We start from the raw sequence: 22,276 nt of genomic DNA on the forward strand, positions 1-22,276 counted from the left end.
ATATAAGTCATAATAATCATAACCTCTTTATAAATAAAGGTTAAACTTATATTGACCTTACGAACTTGCGTTGCAAGGTGAGAAGCGGACTTCTTCTTTGTTTTTTCTTAACTACTTCATATAATATACTACATATTTTTTATTGTGTCAAGAATATATTAACTTTTATTTTTAATTTTATTTAATGATTATTATAACTTACTATTTATATTATATTATTATTTTGCTTAATTGAGTAATTATTATACAATTTGTGGCTATACTTAAAAATATCACATAAATAATTTATTTATGGAAAAATTTAAATAATAAATATTAGTAACTATGGAAAATATAAAATAAATTAATAATTTTTATTATCTGAGGTGTATGTCTATGAAAATGTTAAATAATTTCTTTAAAAAATTTAATAATCCTGTTCCTGTATTTGCACAAACAAAAATAGAAAAGGATACGCAAAACGAAGATACAAATAGTACAAAACCTAAAACCACTTTTTTAGACGTAGCTGGACTTGACGAAGTAAAAGAAGAGTTGTTTGAAATAGTGGATTTTATGAAGTTCCCAGATAAGTACAAAAAAATGGGTGCTAAAATACCTAAGGGTGTTTTATTTTACGGACCACCTGGTACCGGAAAAACACTTCTTGCATCAGCAGTAGCTGGAGAAACTAATTCATCATTTTTTAACGTAACAGGTTCTGAGTTTGTTGAAAAATATGTAGGTGTTGGTGCAAAACGTGTCAGAACTTTATTTGAAAAAGCTAGAAAAGAAGCACCAAGTATTATTTTCATTGATGAAATAGACGCCATAGGAGCAAAAAGACACTTAGAGAGTAATAATGAAAAAGATCAAACATTAAATCAACTTTTAGTAGAAATGGATGGTTTTAATAAAGATTCTAATGTAATAGTTGTTGGAGCTACAAATAGACTTGACTTATTAGATGAAGCCTTACTTAGACCAGGAAGATTCGATAGACATATTCATATAGGATCACCTAACTTCCACACTAGATTTGAAATTTTAAAAGTTCATACTAATAATAAACCTTTAGATGCATCTGTTGATTTAGAGCTTCTAGCAAAAAAAACTCATGGTTTCAATGGTGCTCATTTATCTAATATTGCAAATGAGGCCGCTATATTTGCTGTAAGAGACAATAGCCCTATTATAACTGCTCTTCATTTTGATAAAGCTTTAGAAAGAGTTATTGCAGGATTAGAATCTAAAAATTCTACTTTAATAGCAAAAGAAAAAGAAATAGTTTCTTATCATGAAGCTGGTCATGCTATAGTCAGCAATATTTTAGGAATTTGTCCTATTCAAAAAATTTCAATAGTTCCAAGAGGAGAAGCACTTGGATATGTTCTCCAACTACCTGATGAGGATAGATATATTTATACTAAAGAAGAATTAATGAGTAAAATAAAAATTCTATTAGCAGGAAAAGCATCAGAAGAAATAATATTTAATCATCAATCCACAGGTGCTAAGGATGATTTGAAAAAAGTAACAGATATAGCAAACCAAATGGTATGTGAATATGGAATGAGTAAATTAGGATTTATGACTATTGATGGAAATATCAAAACAATTTTATCCGAACAAGTTCAAAAAGAAGCAAATAGTATAGTCCAGGATTGTTATAAGGAAACTCTAGATCTATTAAACAATAATATAAATGACTTACATATAGTTTCTAAGTATCTTCATGACAAGGAGACTATGACTCATGAAGAATTACAATCTTTAATAAAAAAAGAAATCGTAAATTAATATTAATTAAAAAATCCACCGATATAGTGTTACATATCAGTGGATTTTTATTTTTATTTTATTAAATTAAAACTGTTCTACATTTACTCTATTTACTACTTCTTCAGTTATAGTGTTAACGAATTCATCTACAGATACAGCTCCTATTTCGCCTTTATCTCTTGATCTTACAGATATAGTCTTATCCGCTTCTTCTTTTTCTCCTACTATTATCATGTATGGTATTTTTTGAAGTTGTGCTTCTCTTATTTTAAATCCTGTTTTTTCAGCTCTATCATCTATTTCAACTCTTATACCTTTTGCAAATAAAGTATCTTTAACTTCATTAGCATAATCATTATATTTATCTGATATAGGAAGTATTCTAACTTGAGTTGGCGCTAACCATACTGGGAACTTACCAGCATAGTGTTCTATTAATATACCTATAAATCTTTCTATACTTCCAAAAGCAACTCTGTGTATCATTACTGGTCTATGCTTTTCACCATCTTGACCAACATAAGTTATGTCAAATCTTTGAGGTAACTGCATATCTAATTGTATTGTTCCACATTGCCATGTTCTACCTAAACAATCCCTTAAATGGAAGTCTATTTTAGGTCCATAGAATGCTCCATCACCTTCATTTAATATATAAGATAAGTTAAGATCTTCTAAAGCTTCTCTTAATCCATTTTCAGCTATCTCCCAGTCTGCATCACTTCCTATTGAGTTTTCTGGTCTAGTAGATAACTCTAAGTGATATTCAAATCCAAAAGTCTTATAAACTCTATCTATTAAATCTACAACACCTTTTATTTGATCTTTTATTTGTTCTGGCAACATGAATATATGAGCATCATCTTGAGTAAATGCTCTAACTCTCATAAGTCCATGTAATGCACCAGATAATTCATGTCTATGAACTCTACCAAGTTCCGCAACTTTCATTGGGAATTCTTTATATGAATGTGGTTTAAAGTTATAGTATATTAGTGAACCTGGACAGTTCATTGGTTTTATAGCAAATTGTTGGTCATCTATATCTACAGTATACATATTTTCTTTATAGTTGAACCAGTGTCCAGAAGTCTCCCATAGCTTTTGATTTAATATTATTGGAGTTTCTATTTCTTGGTATCCATCTGCTCTGTGTATTTCTCTCCAGAATTTTAATAATTCATTTTTAAGTTCCATACCTTTTGGTAAAAATAATGGGAAACCTGGACCTTCTTCTGGTATAAAGAATAAATCTAATTCTTTACCTAATTTTCTGTGGTCTCTCTTTTTAGCTTCCTCTAACATGTGTAGGTATTCTTCTAAATCTTTATTTTTTTCAAAAGATATACCATAAATTCTTTGAAGCATTTTATTCTTTTCATCTCCACGCCAGTATGCACCTGCAACACTTAATAACTTAACAGCTTTAACTTTCTTAGTTGAAGGTAAATGTGGTCCTCTACATAAATCAGTAAAATCACCTTGCTTATAGAATGATATTACTTCCCCTTCAGGTAATTCTGATATAAGTTCTTCTTTATATATTTCTGAATTTTCTTTAGCCCAAGCTAAAGCTTCTTCTCTTGGTAATTCATATCTTTCTATAGCTACATCTTCTTTAGCTATTTTTTTCATTTCTTTCTCTAGTTTTTCTAAATCTTCATTAATTAATCTGTGTTCTAAGTCTATATCATAATAGAATCCATTTTCAACAGTTGGTCCTATTGCAAACTTAGCTTCTGGGTATAATCTCTTTATAGCTTGTGCTAACATATGAGCTGATGTATGTCTAAATACATCTTTACCTTCTTCATCTTCAAATTTAAATAAGTTTAATTCACAGTCTTCCTTTACTATGTAGTCAAGTCCTACAACTCTACCATTTACAGAAGCTGCAACTATTGCTCTAGCTAATCCTTCACTGATAGATTTAGCTATTTCCATAACTGAAAGTTCATTTTCAAATTCCCTTACAGATCCATCTTTTAATGTAATCTTTATCATACCTAGTGCCTCCTATTTATTTTATATATTAAAAAAACTCGTCGCCAATAAAAATATTGGGACGAGTATTAATTCGTGGTTCCACCCAAGTTGATTTATAACAATAATATAAATCCTCTTGTTGACTATAAGGTTGTCAACCGAACACTTTCACATAAATTTATGCTAATAAGTTCTGCTCAAAGGTAGTTTTCAAATAGCTATATTTAGATGGGCTTACAGCCGATGACCCTTCCTCTCTGTAAATTAGTTCTACTTTACTCGTCCTTATCTTAGCAATAATCTTGAGTTATTATCACTATTATATCAGATAGTAAAATTTGTATCAACCTTAATATTTTATATGAATATTACGATAATGCCTTGTATTATCCCTATTAAAAATCCTAATATTAATCCTAATACTTCTATATGTTTTAATTCTTTTTTAGCAACTCTTATAATTAAATCTTCAAGCTCGTATAGATCTAATTCATTTATCTTAGTTTCTACCATTTCTTGTATATTTATACGTTCTTTCGCTTTATTTATCATTTCTTCACTTAACTCATTTATAGCAACTCTTACTTCTGAGTCAACTGCATCCATAATATATCCTTCTATCATTCCTCTTATTGGAAATGGTACAAAAGACATTTTTTCTTGTGCTATATTATTTATTTTTTCTTTTATGTATTCTATAATTTTTTCTTTATCATTTTCGGTCATTATACTCTCTAGTATCTCATCCATAGATAAAAACTCATCTTGAATTATTTCACCTATATTTTTAGATATTTCATTCCTTCTTTTCGGTATAAGACCTATTATTTCAAAGTTTAATATCGGTATTTTTATAGGTTGTATTGGCCTAAATATTAATTTTATAGCTAAAACATTAGTTATGTATCCAATAACTCCACCAATACTTGCTAATAGCATCACTTTTAATATATTGCTCATAAAAATCTCCTTATAATGTTGTATATTTATTTTAGATATATACAATTATAAAGCTTATGATAAATTAAAAAAAGAATTTTTTTACTATCAATATATATAACTATTTATATTTTGATATAACGCTAACTCTTTCTTCAAAGATAGATTTTATAGTTTCAATTACCAATTTAGACGAGTTATCATTTAAATAATCTAGTATCTTTATTTTTCTAGGACAAAGCGCTAGTAATGTGCTTATTAAAAAATCTTCATAATTTAACTCTTCTTTTATAACCATATTTATAATGTCTTCATTATCAAGATTATCTATTTTTTTACCTTGACTATCATACAATTTAAATGTTTTATCCTCTAATATATTCACTACAAGTAAATCTATTTTAGTATCTTGCATATCTACAAAATACTTTAGCACATTTATAAACTCACTTTGGTCTTTTTCCTCTTGATATTCCTCTATTGCAATTTCTATTATAGAAGATAAATACACAATAACTTCTTTTAACCTAAATTTTAAAAAACCTTCTATATTTATGTAATTTTCATATTTTAAATAATTAGATACTTTCGTTAGAATACTATCTTTAATTAAATTTTCCATTCGATTAAAGACTTCTAATGAATATTGATATATAATATCAAGCTCATTTAAATAACTATCCTTGTATCTTTTATCTATATATTCTTTTAAGTATTTATCTTTTACTATACATATTATTAAATCGGTAATTTCCTGTCCTATCTCCTCTAAGTCAATATCATTTTTCATATCAAGATTGATTACTAATTCTACCATACCTCCATTTAAACTCACATTTTTATCTACTTCCTTAGATTCCAAAATTTCTTGGGCCTTAATCCTAGGATGAGGTGAGAAACTTATATGAATTTCTTTATTGGTCAAATGTATCGCCCCTTTCTAACTATATAAAAGAGGATTAGCTAATAATAAAATCTTATCTTATAGTTTATTATTTCAATAAATAGTATTTTTAAACTATATTTATTCTCTTTTATTTATAATAAAAAAACTCGCTATATGTACTATATTGTACAAATAACGAGTTTTATATTAATTATCTTTCACCTTTTTTGTATGGGTTTCCAAGCGCTGATGGAGCCTTAGAACTCTTAACAAATAATACTAGTACTATTAAAGTTACTATATAAGGTATCATTGATAATAAGTTTTCATTTATAACAAATGGTAATTCTGGATTTCCAAAGAAAACAGTTAAAGCAGTTGAGAAACCAAATAATAAACAAGCTACCATCGCCCATTGTGGTCTCCATTTACTAAATATAACTGCTGCCATAGCAATATATCCTTGACCAGATATTAATGTTGGTCTGAATGATGAAACAACAGCTAAACTCATGGATGCTCCACCAAATCCAGCTAGTATACCAGATATTATAACTGCAGCATATCTAACACGAGTAACATTTATACCTAAAGTATCTGCTGCACCTGGGTGTTCCCCAACCGCTGTCACTCTAAGACCGAACTTAGTTTTATATAGTACATACCATACTACAAAAACTAATATAAATGCTAAATAAACTGTAGCATATGAGTTAAATATAGTATCTAAGATACTTCCTGATTCAAATAATCCATTTAATGGTCTTGGTATCTTATTTTCCATTGGTATTGTTGGAGTCATTGTTGCTCCATCAAACATTATTTTTGATACAAATAATGCTACCCCTGGTGCAAGTAAGTTTATAGCAACACCTGATATTGTATGGTCTGCATTAAAACTAACTGTTGCTATAGCATGGATTAGAGCAAATAATCCACCTGCAAGTCCACCAATTATAAACGCTAACCATGGATTTCCTAAAAGGTATCCTGATGCTGCACCCGCAAATGCACCCATAACCATCATACCTTCTAGACCTATATTTACTATACCTGATTTTTCAGAAAATACTCCACCTAATGCTGTAAATATAAGGGGTGTAGAGTACATTAAAGTTGTACTGATTATTAAAGCTAATTGTTGCATTATGCATTACCCCCTTTACTTCTTTTTTCTTTCATTTTATCATATAACATTTTTAATACACTACTTAATGCTATAAAGTAAACTATTGATCCAATAACTATACTTACAACTTCTGAAGGAGCTCCAACGGCTTGCATTTTAGTTCCTCCATACTTAAATGCTCCGAATAATAATCCAGAGAATATAACTCCTATTGGATTACTATTAGCGATTAATGCTACTGCTATACCATCAAATCCATAACCTTCTTGTGCTGCTAATACTGATATGTTATGAGATACACCCATTACTTGTATTGCACCAGCAAGACCTGCTATTAAACCTGCTATGGCCATAGATTGTAGTATAGATCTATTTACGTTTATTCCACCGTATTCTGCACCAAACATGTTATGTCCAACACCTCTTAATTCAAATCCTAAAGTTGTTTTGAATAATATGAATGATACTATTAATATAACTACTATAGATATAACTATTCCCCAGTTTACTGAAGTAGCTGGACCTACTAAACCTTTTAACCAGTCTATACCTATGCTTGCACTATCATGTATACTAATTGAAGTTTCACTATTATTTTGAGCTAAGAAGCTAGTTCTTATTAAGTAGTTACTTAAATAGAATGCTATCCAGTTTAACATTATTGTAGCTATAACTTCATTTATTCCAAATTTAGATTTTAACCATCCTGCAATTCCACCCCAAACTGCACCAGCTATTGCTGCTATTAAAAGAGTTAATGGGATGTGTATTATTGCTGGTAATTCAATACCCGCACCTACTATAGTTGCAAATAATGCACCTATTATAAACTGACCTTCTGCTCCTATATTGAATAATCCTGTCTTGTATGCAAATGCAATAGAAAGACCTGTTAATATAAGCGGAGTCGATCTTATTATAGTCCAAGCTATGAATTTAGGCTTACCAATTACACCTGTTATCATAGCTGAATATGCATCAATTGGGTTGAATCCAGCTATTAATAATGCTATTGCTCCAACTATTAAACCTAATACTATTGATATTAGTGAGAATAGAATAGCATTATTGGCAGCAGATTTTTTCTTAATCTTATTATTGCTCATCTTCTGCACCTCCTGCCATCATAAATCCTAATGTATTTTCATCTGCATCTTTACCATCAACTATACCTACAATTTTACCTTCGTATATTACAGCGATTCTATCAGATACATTCATAACTTCATCTAATTCAAGAGATACTAAAAGTACCGCATTTCCTTCATCTCTTTGTTTAACTAAAGAACTATGAACGAATTCTATCGCCCCAACATCTAGACCTCTAGTTGGTTGAGTTGCTATCAATAATTGTGGCTCTTTTGTTGCTGCTCTTGAAACCTCTATATTGTCAACTTCTCTACCTATTATTATTTTTTGTTGGTTACCACCCGATAAAGCTCTCGCTTTTGTAGTATAATCCGTAGGTCTTACATCAAACCTTTTTATTATTTCTTCTGCATGTTTTTCTATAGCTGATTTATTTAAAATTCCATTTTTAGAGAATCTAGGATCCTTATAATTTTGTAATACTGTATTTTCAGCTATTGTAAAGTCTAATATTAAACCTCTTTTTTGTCTATCTTCTGGTATATTTTTTATACCTTTTTTGAAAACTTCTATAGGCTTATTATTTATAACTTCATGTCCATTTATTTTTATACTTCCAGATTCAGATTTTCTAAGTCCAGTAAGGGCTTCTACTAATTCAGATTGTCCATTACCATCTATACCTGCTATACCTAGTATTTCACCAGCCCTAACTTCTAATGATAATCCATCAACAGCTGCTATATTTCTATTATCTCTTACTACTAAATCTTCAATTGATAAAACAACATCACCTAACTTAGGTTCATCTTTATCTACTTTGAAGTTTACTTCTCTACCTACCATCATTGCTGCTAAGTCATCTTCGCTTGTTTCTGAAACCTTAACTGTATCTATATATTTACCTCTTCTTATTATAGTACAGTAATCAGCTGCTGCTTTTATTTCTTTTAACTTATGAGTTATTATTATTACAGATTTACCTTCTTTAGTTAAATTTCTTATAATTTGCATAAGCTCATTTATTTCTTGAGGTGTAAGAACAGCAGTCGGCTCATCAAGTATTAATATCTCAGCTCCTCTATATAAGGCTTTTAATATTTCTACTCTTTGTTGCATACCTACAGTTATATCTTCAACCTTTGCATTTGGATCTACATATAGTCCATATCTTTCCGATAATGCTTTAACATCTTCAGTAGCTTTTTTCATATCTACAGCACCTAAACCTTTAACTGGCTCAGTACCTAGTATTATATTTTGTGCTACTGTGAATGGTTGAACAAGCATAAAGTGTTGATGAACCATCCCTATCCCATTTTCAATCGCTACATTTGGGTTATCGATATTTACTAATTTTTCATTTATATGTATTTCTCCAGAAGTTGGATGATATAAACCATATAATATATTCATTAGTGTAGATTTTCCTGCTCCATTTTCTCCTAAAAGAGCATGTACTTCTCCTTTATGTACAGTCAAATCTATATTATCATTTGCCACGAAGTTTCCGAACTTTTTAGTTATCTTTTTCATCTCAACAACTTTTTGACTGTAATCCACATTACTTTTATTCATCGCTCTTTATTACCCTCCTTATTTACTAATCAGCACTTTTTATTATACTAAAATATAATTCATATAACAAACTTTTTTCGACATTTTTTTGTATTTTATTTAAAAGATGCACATTATTTAAATTATTTTAATTAATTTAGCCTCTCTCTTTTATCATTGTTATATACTATTTACAAAATTAGTAAATATAATTGTATATACTTATATATTATCCATAAAACTCCTAATCTATTTGTTTCATTATGATTAAATTTAATTACATAATTATTTTTAATTAAATTTCATATAAAAAATAATAAACAATAAGTTTTTCATATAATAAATAGTCTGTATTCTAATTAACTTATTAATTAAATAAGCTTTCTTACAAAATAATTATTTTATTAATAATCATAAAGTAAGAAAGCTTTTTATCTATTTATTATTAGGATATGTTTTTTCAAATTCATCCTTAGTTGCTGGAACTTTTATATCTCCAGATTTTACTTTGTTTTTAATTTCATTGACATAATCTAATATATCCTGAGGAACATTATCTTTTGTAGTTGGTGCTATTCCAACACCTTCAGTTTCTAAAGTACTTACTATTACTTTTCCACCTTCATATTTTCCTTCTAATAAATCTTTTGATATATTATATACTGTTACATCTACATTTTTCATAGCAGATGTAATTACATTTTTGGGTGCTAGTTTATTTTGATCTTGATCAACACCTATTGCCATTTTATTATTTTCTTTAGCTGCCTCTATAGCTCCTGTTCCACATGCACCTGCTGCTGTAAATATTACATCTACTCCATCTGTATGCATTTGGTTTGCTATTGATTTTCCTAAAGCTGAATCAGTGTAACTATTTGTATACTGAGTGGATATTTTAGCTTCTGGATTAGAGTCCAACACACCAGCCTTATAACCATATTCAAATTTACTTATTACTTCACTTTCCATACCTCCAATAAATCCTACTTTTCCAGTTTTAGTCATTTTACCTGCTATTAATCCTGTTAAATATGATGACTCATTATCTGCAAATAATAATGAATCTACATTTTTTGCATCTACCTGTGTATCTATTATAGCAAAGTTATTATCTGGATAGTTTTTAGAAGCTTCTTTAATTGCATTTTCTAACTTATATCCAACTCCAATTATTAAATCCATCTCTTCATCTACAAAAGTTTCTACATTTGGAGTATAATCAGCATCTTGTTTAGACTCAAGATATTTAACATTAACTTTATCACCATATTCTTTTTTTAGTCTTTGAAGACCTTCCCATGCTGATTGATTAAAAGATTCATCATTTACTCCACCTGTATCTGTTACCATTCCGATTTTTATAACATTTGATGAATTACCTGATGAGCTTTCATTACCTTTGTTGCTACACCCAACCATCATAGATGTTGATAAAATTAAAGATGTTGTAAAGGTTAACAGTTTTTTTAATTTCATACTTATACCTCCTTGAAAGAAATTTATGTATAATTGTAGGTTTCTCATTTTATAATTCTTTTATCCAATAATTTATATAAAGAAAAAAACTACCCTAAACTTAGGGTAGTTTTTTTCTTTATATAAATTATTTAATTAGTTTTGAGCAAATTGAGCTTCAAATTCTTCCTTAGTTGAAGGAACTTTTATTTCTCCACTCTTTATTTTTTCAGCCATTTCATTTACGTATTTTAATACATCTGGCGCTACATTTTTATCACTAGTTGGAGCTATACCAACTCCTCCAGTAGCTAATGTATTAACTATAACTTTTCCACCTTCATAGTTACCTTCTACCATATCTTTACATAAGTTGAATATTGCAACATCTATGTTTTTCATAGCTGATGTTAACATATTGTCTGGAGCTAAGTTATATTGATCTGAGTCAACACCTATAGCTTTTTTATTATTTTCCTTAGCAGCCTCTATTGCACCTGTTCCAGTTGCACCAGCAGCTGTAAATATTATATCAACTCCGTCGCTGTGCATTTGGTTAGCTATTGATTTCCCTTTAGCAGCATCTGAGAAGCTGTTTGCATATTGAGATGATACTGTAGCATCTGGGTTTGCAGTTAAGACACCAGCTTTGTATCCATACTCAAATGTACGTAATAAATCACTTTCTATACCACCTATAAATGCAACTTTACCAGTTTCAGTCATCTTACCTGCTACTAATCCAGTTAAGAATGAAGATACATTATCTTCAAATGTTAAAGAGTTTACGTTGTCAGCTTCTACAACAGCATCTATTATAGCAAATTCTTGTTCTGGATAAGACTTAGCAGCGCTTTTTATTGCATCTTCTAATTTATATCCAACACCTACTATTAAATCATATTCATCATCTACAAATGTTTCAACATTTGGTGTATAGTCAGCATCTTGAGTTGATTCTAAATACTTAACTTCTACCTTATCTCCATATTCTTTCTTTAAGTCTTGAAGACCTTCCCAAGCAGATTGGTTGAAAGATTCGTCATTTACTCCACCTGTATCTGTTATCATTCCTATTTTGTATACCTTATCTTCTGATGATGCATCAGCATCTCCTGAATTTGAACCACATCCTACTAGTAATCCAGCAGTCATAACTGTAGTTAAACCTAGTGCTAATAATTTTTTAAGTTTCATAAATTTCCTCCAAATTATTCTATATATGTAATAATTAACTCCATTCTACACTATTTTTTCTTTTTTAGCCATACTTTTTATGTATTTTTTTTAATTTTTTTGTAAATATGTGTTGCACTTAATAGTTAGAAGTCTAATTAGTATGTGTTTTTATGCCCTTTATTACATACTATTTATTATTTTAGTTATTTTTCTAACTTTTATATATTCTTAATAGTAATAATTATAATTCATTTATATATTTTCTATAAAAAATTAAAATAGATGATATCAAAATATAATTTATTTTAAGACCATCTATTTTATATATTCTACATTTTATTTTTTAAAAGTTAAAATTCCTGTTACTCCTGGACCTGAGTGTGAACCTATACAAGTACCAACCATAAAGAATTGTATATCCTTTGGATTTAATTCTTCTTTTGCAGCTTCTATTAATTTTAATTTTTCTTTTTCATCATCACTATATCCTATGTAAATAACTTGATCCGATAAGTCATCACCACAATTCTCCTTTATCAGTTCAATCATCTTAGATACAACATTTTTTTTACCTCTAACTTGAGTTACAGGAGATACAAGTCCATCTTTTACATCTAATATAGGTTTTATATTTAATATATTTGCTATAGTTGCTTTTGTTGACGATATCCTACCACCTTTTTGCAGATATTCCAATGTATCTACTGAAAATAATAAATAGGATTTTTCTCTTAAATTTTGAAGCCTTTGAATTATCTCTTCTCCAGTTTTACCTTCATTTGCTAACCTAGCTGCTTCTACAACTAAAACACCTATTCCATAAGAAAAACTTTGTGAATCATACATATAAATCTTTCCATCTATATCATTCTTAGCCATATTAGCACTTTGATACGTTCCTGTTGCAGTAGATGAACCTGCAACATAAAGTACTTCTTTCCCCTGATTTACGTACTTTGTAAAAACTTCTTTAAATTGAGCGTAAGTAGCTTGAGATGTTTTCGGATATATGTGTTCTTTTCTTAATCTCTTATAAAATTCTTCTTTTGCAATATCTATCCCATCTTTATATTCTTTTCCATCTATAATTACAGTAAGTGGAATTACTTCTATATCATATTTATTAACCAATTCTATAGATATATCAGATAAACTATCACATACAATTTTTAAGTTACTCATTATACATTATACCCCCTCATCAAATTATACTTTACATTCTATATTTTAAATTTACTTCATATTTGGATACCCAATTTGTCTTAAAGCCTCAAATACAGCTATCGCAACTGCATTTGATAAGTTTAACGATCTTGCTCTTTCATGATCTAACATAGGTATTCTCATACAAGTTTCTGGATTTTCCTTTAATAAATCTTCAGGTAATCCTTTCGTTTCTTTACCAAATACTAAAAATGAATTTTCTACAAAATTCATATCTGAGTGGAAATTATTTGTTTTAGTTGTTGAATAGAAAAATACACCATCTGGATTTTTTTCTTTTACTTCTTCAAAACTGTCATAATACTGAATATTTGCTATATCCCAGTAATCTAACCCACTTCTTTTTAAATATTTATCTTCTAACGAAAATCCTAATGGTCTAACTAAATGCAATGTAGATCCTGTAGCTGCACATGTTCTCAATATATTACCAGTATTTTGTGGTATTTCTGGCTCTACTAAAACTATATTTAATGACATACTAATCCTCCTAGCCAATTTAAAAACTTTTTATTTAAACTTTGATTTTGGTTTTATTTTCTAAATATTATTATATCAGAAAATATTTATAATCACACTATTACTTACTATTAGAAATTATACATATTCCGTAAATATATTTAAACCCTTATAATGTGGTTGTTTATGTTCTTCTTTTTTCTTTGAACCATTAATTATAACTTTATCCATAGGAGGATAAAAACTATTATATATAAGCTCTTTTCTTTCTTGGGATTCAGATTTATATATCCTAAATGTACTAACTTTATATCCTATCCTTCCATCTTGTTCTACAACTCTTTCTCCTTCATATAAATCTTTACTTTCTTTCTCAATAGTTTTATTTGGAAGAGTTTCTGTTACTTCTGTTATTATCTCTATTTCTTTCTTATCCTCTTTATTTCCATAAATTGTAGAAACTATTCTATTATCAAAAACTTCATTATAAATAAGGACAGGTGTATTAAATTTATTTCTAAATTTAAAATCTATATCACCTAGTGATACTGTAGCATCTCTTCCTTTTGAAATATATGCACTTGGTATACTATGATTTTTTACATTAGTTATATTCATACCCGCATAAAGTGCTGCATTATATATAGTACTAGATACTTGGCAAATTCCTCCACCCAATCCTTTTTCTACTTTGCCATTTATAATTACAGGAGCTTCCTTCATCTCCTTTGCTGCTTTAGATTTTATAATTATAGAGTTAAAAGAAAATTCCTCATCTTTTCCAATAAGTATATTTTTTGTAGCATTTGATGCAATTTTTATATTTTCAACCCTATTTATAACTTTAGGATTAAAATATGTTTCATAAGTTCCTAATACAGTATCTATTTTAGATAACTCATCTTCTTTATATTTTGGTTCAATGTTTTGTTCTGGTATATCTATTGAATTGACATAAATATCTTCAAAGCTTTGTATAAACTTTTCTTTTAAAATATCTTTATTTATATTTCTCCCATATACTTCTTTTGTTTTTACAAATTTTCCATTATCTACCCTTATAGTAGCATTAACTGGAGATATATATAATTCATTACCAATATTCTCTATGCATTCATTTAATTTTTGGTCATCATAATTATATTTTAAGGTTATTATTTTTTTCTTACCTAAATCTAAATTTATTTTAACTTTAATATCTTCAAGGAATTTATTTTCCTTACATACATTATAGGCTTCATCAATAGCTTCATTTACCATATAACTTACACCTAAATCATTCTTATTTATATTATAATTGCCTTCACTAAACTTTAAAATTAATTCATTATTTTCATTTATTACTTTAGTAATTTTATCCTTCGCTTCTTTTTTGCTTAAGTTAGATAAGTCTATGTCCTCTACATATATATTTTTATGAATTTTACCTTCTCTTTCAAAACCTTGTACTAACTTTATATTTCCTAAAAAAAATATAGCTACTATTAATAATGATATAATTTTATTTTTTTTCAAGGTTGTCATTCCCTTCTTTATAATAGTCACAATAGCTTTTTATATGGCAATCACCACACTCTGGCTTTCTAGCTTTACATATCCTCCTTCCATGAAAGATTAATAAATGATGAGAGTGTGACCATCTTTGTTTTGGTATAGTATTCATAAGTGCAAATTCAGTTTTTTCTGGAGTAGTAGTATGTACTATTCCTATTCTATTTGCAACTCTAAAAACATGAGTATCTACAGCTATTGCAGGTACATTAAATGCATTACTTAATACAACACCAGCTGTTTTTCTTCCTACACCAGGAAGTTTTACTAGTTCCTCAAATGTATTTGGAACTTGTCCATCATATTCCTCACATATAATTTTGGATGTTAGCTTTATTTTTTCTGCCTTACTTTTATATAATCCACATGTTTTTATTTCTTTGATAATTTCATCAACACTTAATTTATTGAAATCATATGGTGTATTATATTTTTTAAACATTTTACCTGTAACAATATTAACTCTTATATCTGTACATTGAGCTGACAATATTGTTGCTATTAATAATTCAAATGGAGTTGTATAATCTAACTCACATTTTGCATCAGGATATAATTCCTCTAGTTTATCTAATATTTCATTTACATCTTTCATAGTTTTATTCCCCTTTAATTTAACTTATTATTTATATTATCTATCAAATTTCCTAATCTATTACAAATAAAAAAAGCAAAAACTTTACAGTTCCTGCTTTTTTATTTTATATATTACCCTTAATTTTACAGTATAAATCATTTATTTACTGAATTTCTTATTTGATTAAAGCTATCTAAACGATTTTTAACTAATTCTTTAATTTTATTAAAATTCACATCTGTAAGTATCTCCATTGCTTCCTCAACATTATTAACTGTATATATATGAAATAATCCTTTATTAACTGCATCTGTTACTTCATCTGACAATACTATATTTCTACTATTATTTTGCGGAATTATAACACCTTGAATACCTGTTAATCCTTTTTGCTTACATGTAAAATAAAAACCTTCTATTTTTTCCGTAATTCCACCAACTACTTGAATCTCCCCTTTTTGATTTATAGAACCGGTTGCTGCAATATTTTGTTTCAAAGGTATTCCTGATAAAGACGATAAAATCGCGTATAACTCTGCTCCTGATGCACTATCTCCATCAACACCTCCATAACTTTGTTCAAAACATATAGATGCATTCATTGATAATGGAGATTCTTGTGCAAAGTTTTCAGATAAATATCCTGATAAAATCATTACACCTTTATCATGTATAGATCCACTCATTTTTACTTCTCTTTCTATATTAATTACACCTTTACTTCCTACACTTGTTGTTACTGTAATCCTAGATGGTCTACCAAATGAATACTCACCTGTACTTAATACAGATAATCCATTTATAACTCCAACTCTACTTCCTGTTGTATCAATTAATGTAAATCCATTTTCCATTGACTCATCTAACTTACATTCTATTTTATTTAATCTTTTTCTTCTTTCTTTTATAGCTCTTTTCACATCCTCTTTCTCCACAAACTCAGAATTATTTTCTTGAGAATATGCATTACCTTCTACTACAACTTCCATAATTTTATTAAACTCAGTAGATAATTTATCTACATCTCCTGATAATCTAGTACTAAAATTTATAACTTCTTGAACTGCATCATATGTGAAATGCTTTAAATTATTTTTCTTGCATTGAAGTGCTATAAATCTTGCTATTCCCATTTCATTATTTTCACTTTTATTCATTTCACTATCAAAATCAACAAATATTTTAAAATATTTACTAAAATCACTATCATAATTGTATAAAACATTATATACATAATTACTACCTATTAAAATTACTTTTATATCGACTGGGATACTTTCCGGATTTATAGCGGTATTAGTATCTATTGTTATCTTTTTAGACTGTATCGTTCTTTTCAACATATCCCATGATAAAGCATATCTAAGTAGTTGCTCTGCATATAGAACTAAGTACCCACCATTTGCTTTGTGTACAGCTCCTGGAATTATCTTTGTAAAGTCAGTTTTTAAGTTTCCATTATAGTAATCATATTCTATTTTTCCAAATAAATTAGCTGGACTTGGATTAGTTTCTACTACTATCGGTGCAGATAATTTAGTTTTATCACTATCATTATCTACAAGTAAATTTACTCTATATTTTAAAAAATGATCTTTATCAATCTTATCTTTTAATTCTTCTTCATCCAAGTAAAATAAAAAGATATTTTCCAATATATCCTCTCTTATATTTTTTAAATATTGTTGCACTTTTTCATAATCTTCATACTTTTTGCTTAATTCTTCTATATGTGGATCTATTATAAATCTTCCTATTTCCTCCTCTAATTCTAAAAGTGCTTCTTTTGCTTCATCTTCTATATCTCTTATTTTATATACAGTTTGAATTGCCATATGTTCTAGATCTCTTTTAGTTTTATAAAACTCTTCATCTGATACTTCATCTTCATAGTCTTCTTTCAATGGTACAAATACCATACCTATTCTACTATTTTTTAATTTAAATCCTCTATCCTCGCCATATTTTTTGATTTCTTTTAAAAGAGCTTCTTTTTCTATATCGTAACTTTCCAATAATTGATTTTTACCTAATTCATAATCCTCACTTTCAAAGGCATCTTTTAATTCATCCAATAAAGCCTCTATAAGCTTTTCTATATCTTTTTTAAATACCTTTCCTTGACCTATTTTTAATCCTATAGCTATAGGTTCTCTAGGATGTTCGAAGTTATGCACATAACACCAGTCTTTATGTTTTGTATTTCCATTGGCATATTTATTTAATGCTTTTAATGTATATGTTGATTTCCCTGTTCCTGAATGTCCTGATACATATATGTTATAAGCTGAATTGTCTATTTTAAGCCCCACTTCCATAGCTTCTATTGCTCTTTCTTGACCTAGTATTTCATCTAATTCTTCTATTTCAGATGTGTTATTAAATTTTTGCATATTTCCCCCTTTCCCTTATATATAAATAATTTAATATTTATCACCATATCTTAGGATATTAAATTATATGTATTATACTTCTTATTTTTTCCAATATAAAAAAGAAGCCTTTTTATATTTTATTTAGGCTCCTTTAAAATTATTTCAATATTTCTTTGTATTATTTTTTTACCTCTCCAACTAAAGGCTCTATCTCCATATCTTCTTTTAAATTCTTTATTAGAAATATTATTTATTTCTTCATAATTTAAATTAGTAATTTGATTATCTATAAATTCTCTTATATTAGTTTTTTGTATATTACTATTATGTGGACATATATCCTGGCATATATCACAACCAAATACTTTCTCATTATCTCTTAATAACATTTCCTCTTCTTCTGATAATTCTTCTTTCTTTTGAGTTATATATGATAAACATCTTTTTGGATTTAGTTCATAATTTCCTAATATAGCATTTCCCGGACAATATTTTACACATTTATTGCATTTTATACATGTTTTAGGTAACGGCTCATCTGCATAAAACTCATAATTATTCACAATATAACCTATAAAGACATATGAACCATATTCATCTGTTATTATGTTATTATTTATACCAAAATAACCTATCCCTGATAAATATGCCAAATATCGATCTACTAGAGGGCCATTATCAACAAAAATCTTATATTCAAAGTTATTTACTTCACCATTTAAATAATCACATATCTCTTGTAAATATTTTTTAGCAACTATATGATAATCTTTTCCATAGCAATATTTAGATAAATTTGAACCTTCTTTTTCTCCTGTATAATATGGAAATGCACATACTATAATTGATTTTGCGTTATCCATAATAAGCTTAGGATTTATTCTCTTTTCAATTAATGGTTCCTCCATTCCTGTAAAATATCCATTTGCCAATTTATTTTTTATTACCTTTTCTAAATCATTATAGGGTCCAACCCCTGAAATTCCTACACATTTCAATCCTAATCCTTTACAAAAATCTTTTAATTTCTCTTTATTCATAAAATCTTCCTTTCATTAATTTATATTTACATTTATAATTACTAATCGTAAGGATGTGATATTTTGATTAAATTAACAATACCAGGTAGACCAATAAGTAAATCAAATTTTAAACTTCATAACATACATGGTCAAGCATGGATGCCTTCAACAGGTAAACACTCAAAGTATTTAGCATATGAAAATATGATTGCAGGATATATAAACCAGCAATACCTTGGCGAAACTATTGAAGAAGATTTGATATTAGTTTTAAAACTTTATTTCCCTAATAAAAAAATGGGAGATTTACACAATTACCCAAAAAGTATATGTGATGGTATAGAAAAAAGCGGAATAATAAAAAATGATAAGCAGTTAAAACCTGTACTATTATTCGATTTCATCGATAAAGAAAATCCTAGAGTTGAAATCGAACTTTATCCAGTCGCTGAATACGATGTTTCTTATACTATTTCCAAAAAGTAATAATAATTAGGAAGTATATCAAGTTAGATTCTAATAAATCACTCTTTATATACTTCCTATTTTATTAACTATTTACTATTTCTCTTACCATTTTTATTTCTCTTTTATGTCCTTCTTCATCAAAAGGAGTTTCTAAGAAAAATGGTAAATCTTTTAATTTTGGATGTGTCATTATATTAACTATAGCTTCTAACCCAATCTTACCTTCTCCCAATGGAGCATGTCTATCTTTTTTATCTCCAAATGGCATCAAACTATCATTTAAATGAATAGCTTTTAGTTTATCTAATCCTATTATTCTATCAAATTCATCTAATACATCCTCTAAGCTATTTACTATATCATACCCTGCAGAAAATATATGGCATGTATCTAAGCATATTCCTAGTCTTTCATTATGCTCCACACCATCTATAATTTTTTTTAATTGTTCAAATTTAAATCCTATTTCAGTCCCTTTACCAGACATAGTCTCTAAAAGAATAGTTAATGTTTCATTTCCTGTTATAGCTTCATTTAATCCTTTTATTATCCTATCTATACCAAAGTCTATGCCTCCACCTACATGACTGCCTGGATGAAAACACATATACTCTATACCTAAATAGTTCATTCTTTCTATATCTTCTTTTATAACTCTTCTTGCAAATTCATATACATCATCTTTTGCTCCGCCTAAATTCATAGTATATGGAGCATGAGCTAATAATGGTCCAAAATTATTTTCTTCTCTTATCTTTTGGAATTTAGCTATATCTTTCTCATCAAAAGCTTTTGCATTACCTCCTCTTGGATTTCTAGTAAAAAATTGAAATGTATTTGCATCCATATTAACAGCAGATTCTGCTGCTTTGGCAAACCCCTTCGATATTGAAATATGTGGTCCTATTACAAACATGAGTCTCCTCCTTAATATTTAATAAAGATTAATTCTATATAAATTCATTATACCCAAAAAAATAAGTATCAACTAATGTTGATACTTATTATAAACTATATTCTTCTTTTTTAGCTATAGGTATACTTACTAAAGCTATATTATACTCTATTTCTGAATCATTTTCAGATTTTTTACTTACTATCTCGTCTATTTTTATTTTTATAGCATTATTTATTTCTTCGATCTCATTTTCTGTGAAACACACATTATCATAATCTATCACGTTATTAGACCCAAGTATTTCATCCTCCGCTGCTTTATAAAAAAATTCACTCATATTTTCAAATTTAGATACACAAATATCTTTCTCTTCATTATCCCATATATTATCTAATGAAAAGTCAATAACTTTTTTGCCAACTATTATATTTTTAGCAGTTGGATAATAGTATTTTTCAACAATTCCGGACTTTATCTTTTCTTCTACTAACTCTAATATTCCAACTTTATATAGAGTTTTTATGTGATAGTTAATCTTTGCATGAGGCTCATCTAACATTTCTGACAATTGCTTGGCTGATAATGGCTCTTTCCCAAATGCTTTTAGAATGTCTATTCTACGAGGATGTGCTATTGCCTTTATACATTCTAAATCTCGTAGCACAAGTAATTCTTTCATTCCCCCACCCCTAAAAAAAAATTATTTTATTATATTCTAATTATATATGAAGTGTATACAATTGTCAAAAAATTCTATATATTAAAATATACTTAGTTCTAATTGTTTAGATAAGTCTTCTAGAACTTTAATTCCAGCTATACTATTCCCCTTTTTATCTAGTGATGGCCCGTAAACACCTATCCCCATTTTTTTTGGTACAGATGCCATTACTCCTCCACCTACACCTGATTTTGCAGGTATCCCAACTTTTATTGCAAATTCTCCAGATGAATCATACATCCCACAAGTAACCATGAATGTCTTCACCATTCTAGATACACTTTCACTTAGTACACGCTCACCTGTTTCTATATCTACACCATAGTTAGCAAATAGAAGCCCTATTCTTGCTAAATCAACTGCATCAACCTCTATAGAGCACTGTTTGAAGTATAAATCAAGTATTTCATCAACATCTCCAGCTATTACTCCATCATTTTTTAATAAATAAGCCATTGCTCTATTTCTATCACCTGTAAGCTTCTCTGATTCATATACAGCTTTATTAATATTTAAATTTTCATTTTTAGATATTTTTCTAAAGAATGATAACATTCTTTCTTCTTTTTCCTTTAATGAATCTCCCTTAATTAAAGATGTAGTTACTATAGCTCCTGCATTTATCATTGGATTACAAGGTTTAGTTGTATCATCTGTTTCTAACTTCATTATTGAATTAAATGGATCTCCACTTGGCTCCATACCAACCTTAGAAAAAACGTAAGACCAATCATTATCCATTAATGCCATAGCTAGTATTATAGTTTTTGAAACACTTTGTATTGTAAATTTAGTTTTATAATCTCCTGCACAATATATTTTATTATTTTTATCTATTATACAAATACCTAAGTCTTCGGCATTTGATTTTCTTAATTCAGGTATATAACTTGCTACCTGTCCGTAATTTGCATACTTCTTATTTGTTTTTATAATGTGATTTAATAAATTTTCCATTAGTATATAACTTCCTCCTCTGTCTTCATTATACCGTCAC

Annotated in this window: 19 protein-coding genes and 1 other annotated feature; of the genes, 2 read left to right on the forward strand and 17 right to left on the reverse strand. The window is 28.2% G+C overall.

Annotated features, from left to right (window positions below; translation table 11 throughout):
• Positions 1-375 precede the first annotated feature (375 nt).
• Positions 376-1,779 (forward strand): ATP-dependent metallopeptidase FtsH/Yme1/Tma family protein, encoded by a 1,404-nt coding sequence (locus EIH23_RS06000; protein WP_122639320.1) that lies wholly within the window; start codon positions 376-378, stop codon positions 1,777-1,779.
• A gap of 66 nt (positions 1,780-1,845) precedes the next feature.
• On the opposite strand, the gene thrS is transcribed toward EIH23_RS06000, so the two are convergent.
• From thrS to queG, 14 genes are all read right to left on the reverse strand, one after another.
• Positions 1,846-3,765 (reverse strand): threonine--tRNA ligase, encoded by a 1,920-nt coding sequence (gene thrS / locus EIH23_RS06005; RefSeq protein ID WP_122639321.1) that lies wholly within the window; start codon positions 3,763-3,765, stop codon positions 1,846-1,848.
• A 54-nt stretch (positions 3,766-3,819) separates the two neighbouring features.
• Positions 3,820-4,048: a binding site (T-box leader), on the reverse strand.
• A 56-nt stretch (positions 4,049-4,104) separates the two neighbouring features.
• Positions 4,105-4,707 carry a DUF445 domain-containing protein gene (locus EIH23_RS06010; RefSeq protein WP_122639322.1) on the reverse strand — a complete coding sequence of 201 codons (603 nt, stop codon included), beginning with the start codon at positions 4,705-4,707 and terminating at the stop codon, positions 4,105-4,107.
• Between the two features lie 100 nt (positions 4,708-4,807).
• Complete coding sequence (locus EIH23_RS06015) at positions 4,808-5,611, reverse strand: putative sporulation protein YtxC (RefSeq protein ID WP_122639323.1); 804 nt, start codon at positions 5,609-5,611, stop codon at positions 4,808-4,810.
• 172 nt (positions 5,612-5,783) lie between these two features.
• Positions 5,784-6,719, reverse strand: coding sequence for an ABC transporter permease (locus tag EIH23_RS06020; protein WP_122639324.1), 936 nt, complete (start codon positions 6,717-6,719; stop codon positions 5,784-5,786).
• Positions 6,719-7,807 (reverse strand): ABC transporter permease, encoded by a 1,089-nt coding sequence (locus EIH23_RS06025; RefSeq protein ID WP_122639325.1) that lies wholly within the window; start codon positions 7,805-7,807, stop codon positions 6,719-6,721. Before EIH23_RS06025 ends, EIH23_RS06020 begins: the two co-directional genes overlap by 1 nt.
• On the reverse strand, positions 7,797-9,368 hold the full coding sequence (locus tag EIH23_RS06030) for an ABC transporter ATP-binding protein (protein ID WP_122639326.1): 1,572 nt from the start codon (positions 9,366-9,368) through the stop codon (positions 7,797-7,799). Before EIH23_RS06030 ends, EIH23_RS06025 begins: the two co-directional genes overlap by 11 nt.
• A 414-nt stretch (positions 9,369-9,782) precedes the next feature.
• A complete protein-coding gene (locus EIH23_RS06035) occupies positions 9,783-10,826 on the reverse strand; it encodes a BMP family lipoprotein (RefSeq protein ID WP_122639327.1) in 1,044 nt (347 codons plus the stop codon).
• 135 nt (positions 10,827-10,961) lie between these two features.
• Positions 10,962-12,002, reverse strand: coding sequence for a BMP family lipoprotein (locus EIH23_RS06040; RefSeq protein WP_122639328.1), 1,041 nt, complete (start codon positions 12,000-12,002; stop codon positions 10,962-10,964).
• A gap of 318 nt (positions 12,003-12,320) precedes the next feature.
• On the reverse strand, positions 12,321-13,166 hold the full coding sequence (locus EIH23_RS06045; RefSeq protein ID WP_122639329.1) for a DegV family protein: 846 nt from the start codon (positions 13,164-13,166) through the stop codon (positions 12,321-12,323).
• A 51-nt stretch (positions 13,167-13,217) separates the two neighbouring features.
• On the reverse strand, positions 13,218-13,688 hold the full coding sequence (gene trmL / locus EIH23_RS06050) for a tRNA (uridine(34)/cytosine(34)/5-carboxymethylaminomethyluridine(34)-2'-O)-methyltransferase TrmL (RefSeq protein WP_122639330.1): 471 nt from the start codon (positions 13,686-13,688) through the stop codon (positions 13,218-13,220).
• Between the two features lie 117 nt (positions 13,689-13,805).
• Positions 13,806-15,182, reverse strand: coding sequence for a VanW family protein (locus EIH23_RS06055; protein ID WP_164488999.1), 1,377 nt, complete (start codon positions 15,180-15,182; stop codon positions 13,806-13,808).
• Entirely contained in the window at positions 15,169-15,813 is a 645-nt protein-coding gene (gene nth, locus EIH23_RS06060) for an endonuclease III (RefSeq protein ID WP_122639332.1), read from the reverse strand. The genes EIH23_RS06055 and nth overlap by 14 nt, the downstream gene beginning before the upstream one ends.
• A gap of 137 nt (positions 15,814-15,950) precedes the next feature.
• The gene (locus tag EIH23_RS06065; RefSeq protein ID WP_122639333.1) at positions 15,951-18,188 is read right to left on the reverse strand and encodes a Lon protease family protein; all 2,238 of its coding nucleotides are present in this window, start codon (positions 18,186-18,188) and stop codon (positions 15,951-15,953) included.
• Positions 18,189-18,307: 119 nt separating this feature from the next.
• Positions 18,308-19,210 carry a tRNA epoxyqueuosine(34) reductase QueG gene (gene queG, locus EIH23_RS06070; RefSeq protein ID WP_122639334.1) on the reverse strand — a complete coding sequence of 301 codons (903 nt, stop codon included), beginning with the start codon at positions 19,208-19,210 and terminating at the stop codon, positions 18,308-18,310.
• A gap of 63 nt (positions 19,211-19,273) precedes the next feature.
• On the opposite strand from queG, the gene EIH23_RS06075 reads away from it, so the two are divergent.
• Entirely contained in the window at positions 19,274-19,678 is a 405-nt protein-coding gene (locus EIH23_RS06075) for a RusA family crossover junction endodeoxyribonuclease (RefSeq protein WP_122639335.1), read from the forward strand.
• A gap of 64 nt (positions 19,679-19,742) precedes the next feature.
• Here the strand turns inward: EIH23_RS06075 and EIH23_RS06080 are convergent, their stop codons facing one another.
• From EIH23_RS06080 to glsA, 3 genes are all read right to left on the reverse strand, one after another.
• Positions 19,743-20,576 (reverse strand): deoxyribonuclease IV, encoded by an 834-nt coding sequence (locus tag EIH23_RS06080; RefSeq protein ID WP_122639336.1) that lies wholly within the window; start codon positions 20,574-20,576, stop codon positions 19,743-19,745.
• Between the two features lie 88 nt (positions 20,577-20,664).
• Positions 20,665-21,237 carry an ArsR/SmtB family transcription factor gene (locus tag EIH23_RS06085; RefSeq protein WP_122639337.1) on the reverse strand — a complete coding sequence of 191 codons (573 nt, stop codon included), beginning with the start codon at positions 21,235-21,237 and terminating at the stop codon, positions 20,665-20,667.
• 81 nt (positions 21,238-21,318) lie between these two features.
• A complete protein-coding gene (gene glsA, locus EIH23_RS06090; RefSeq protein WP_122639338.1) occupies positions 21,319-22,236 on the reverse strand; it encodes a glutaminase A in 918 nt (305 codons plus the stop codon).
• Positions 22,237-22,276 lie beyond the last annotated feature (40 nt).

The sequence above is a fragment of the Romboutsia sp. Marseille-P6047 genome (assembly GCF_900604535.1).
Lineage (GTDB): Bacteria > Bacillota > Clostridia > Peptostreptococcales > Peptostreptococcaceae > Romboutsia_E.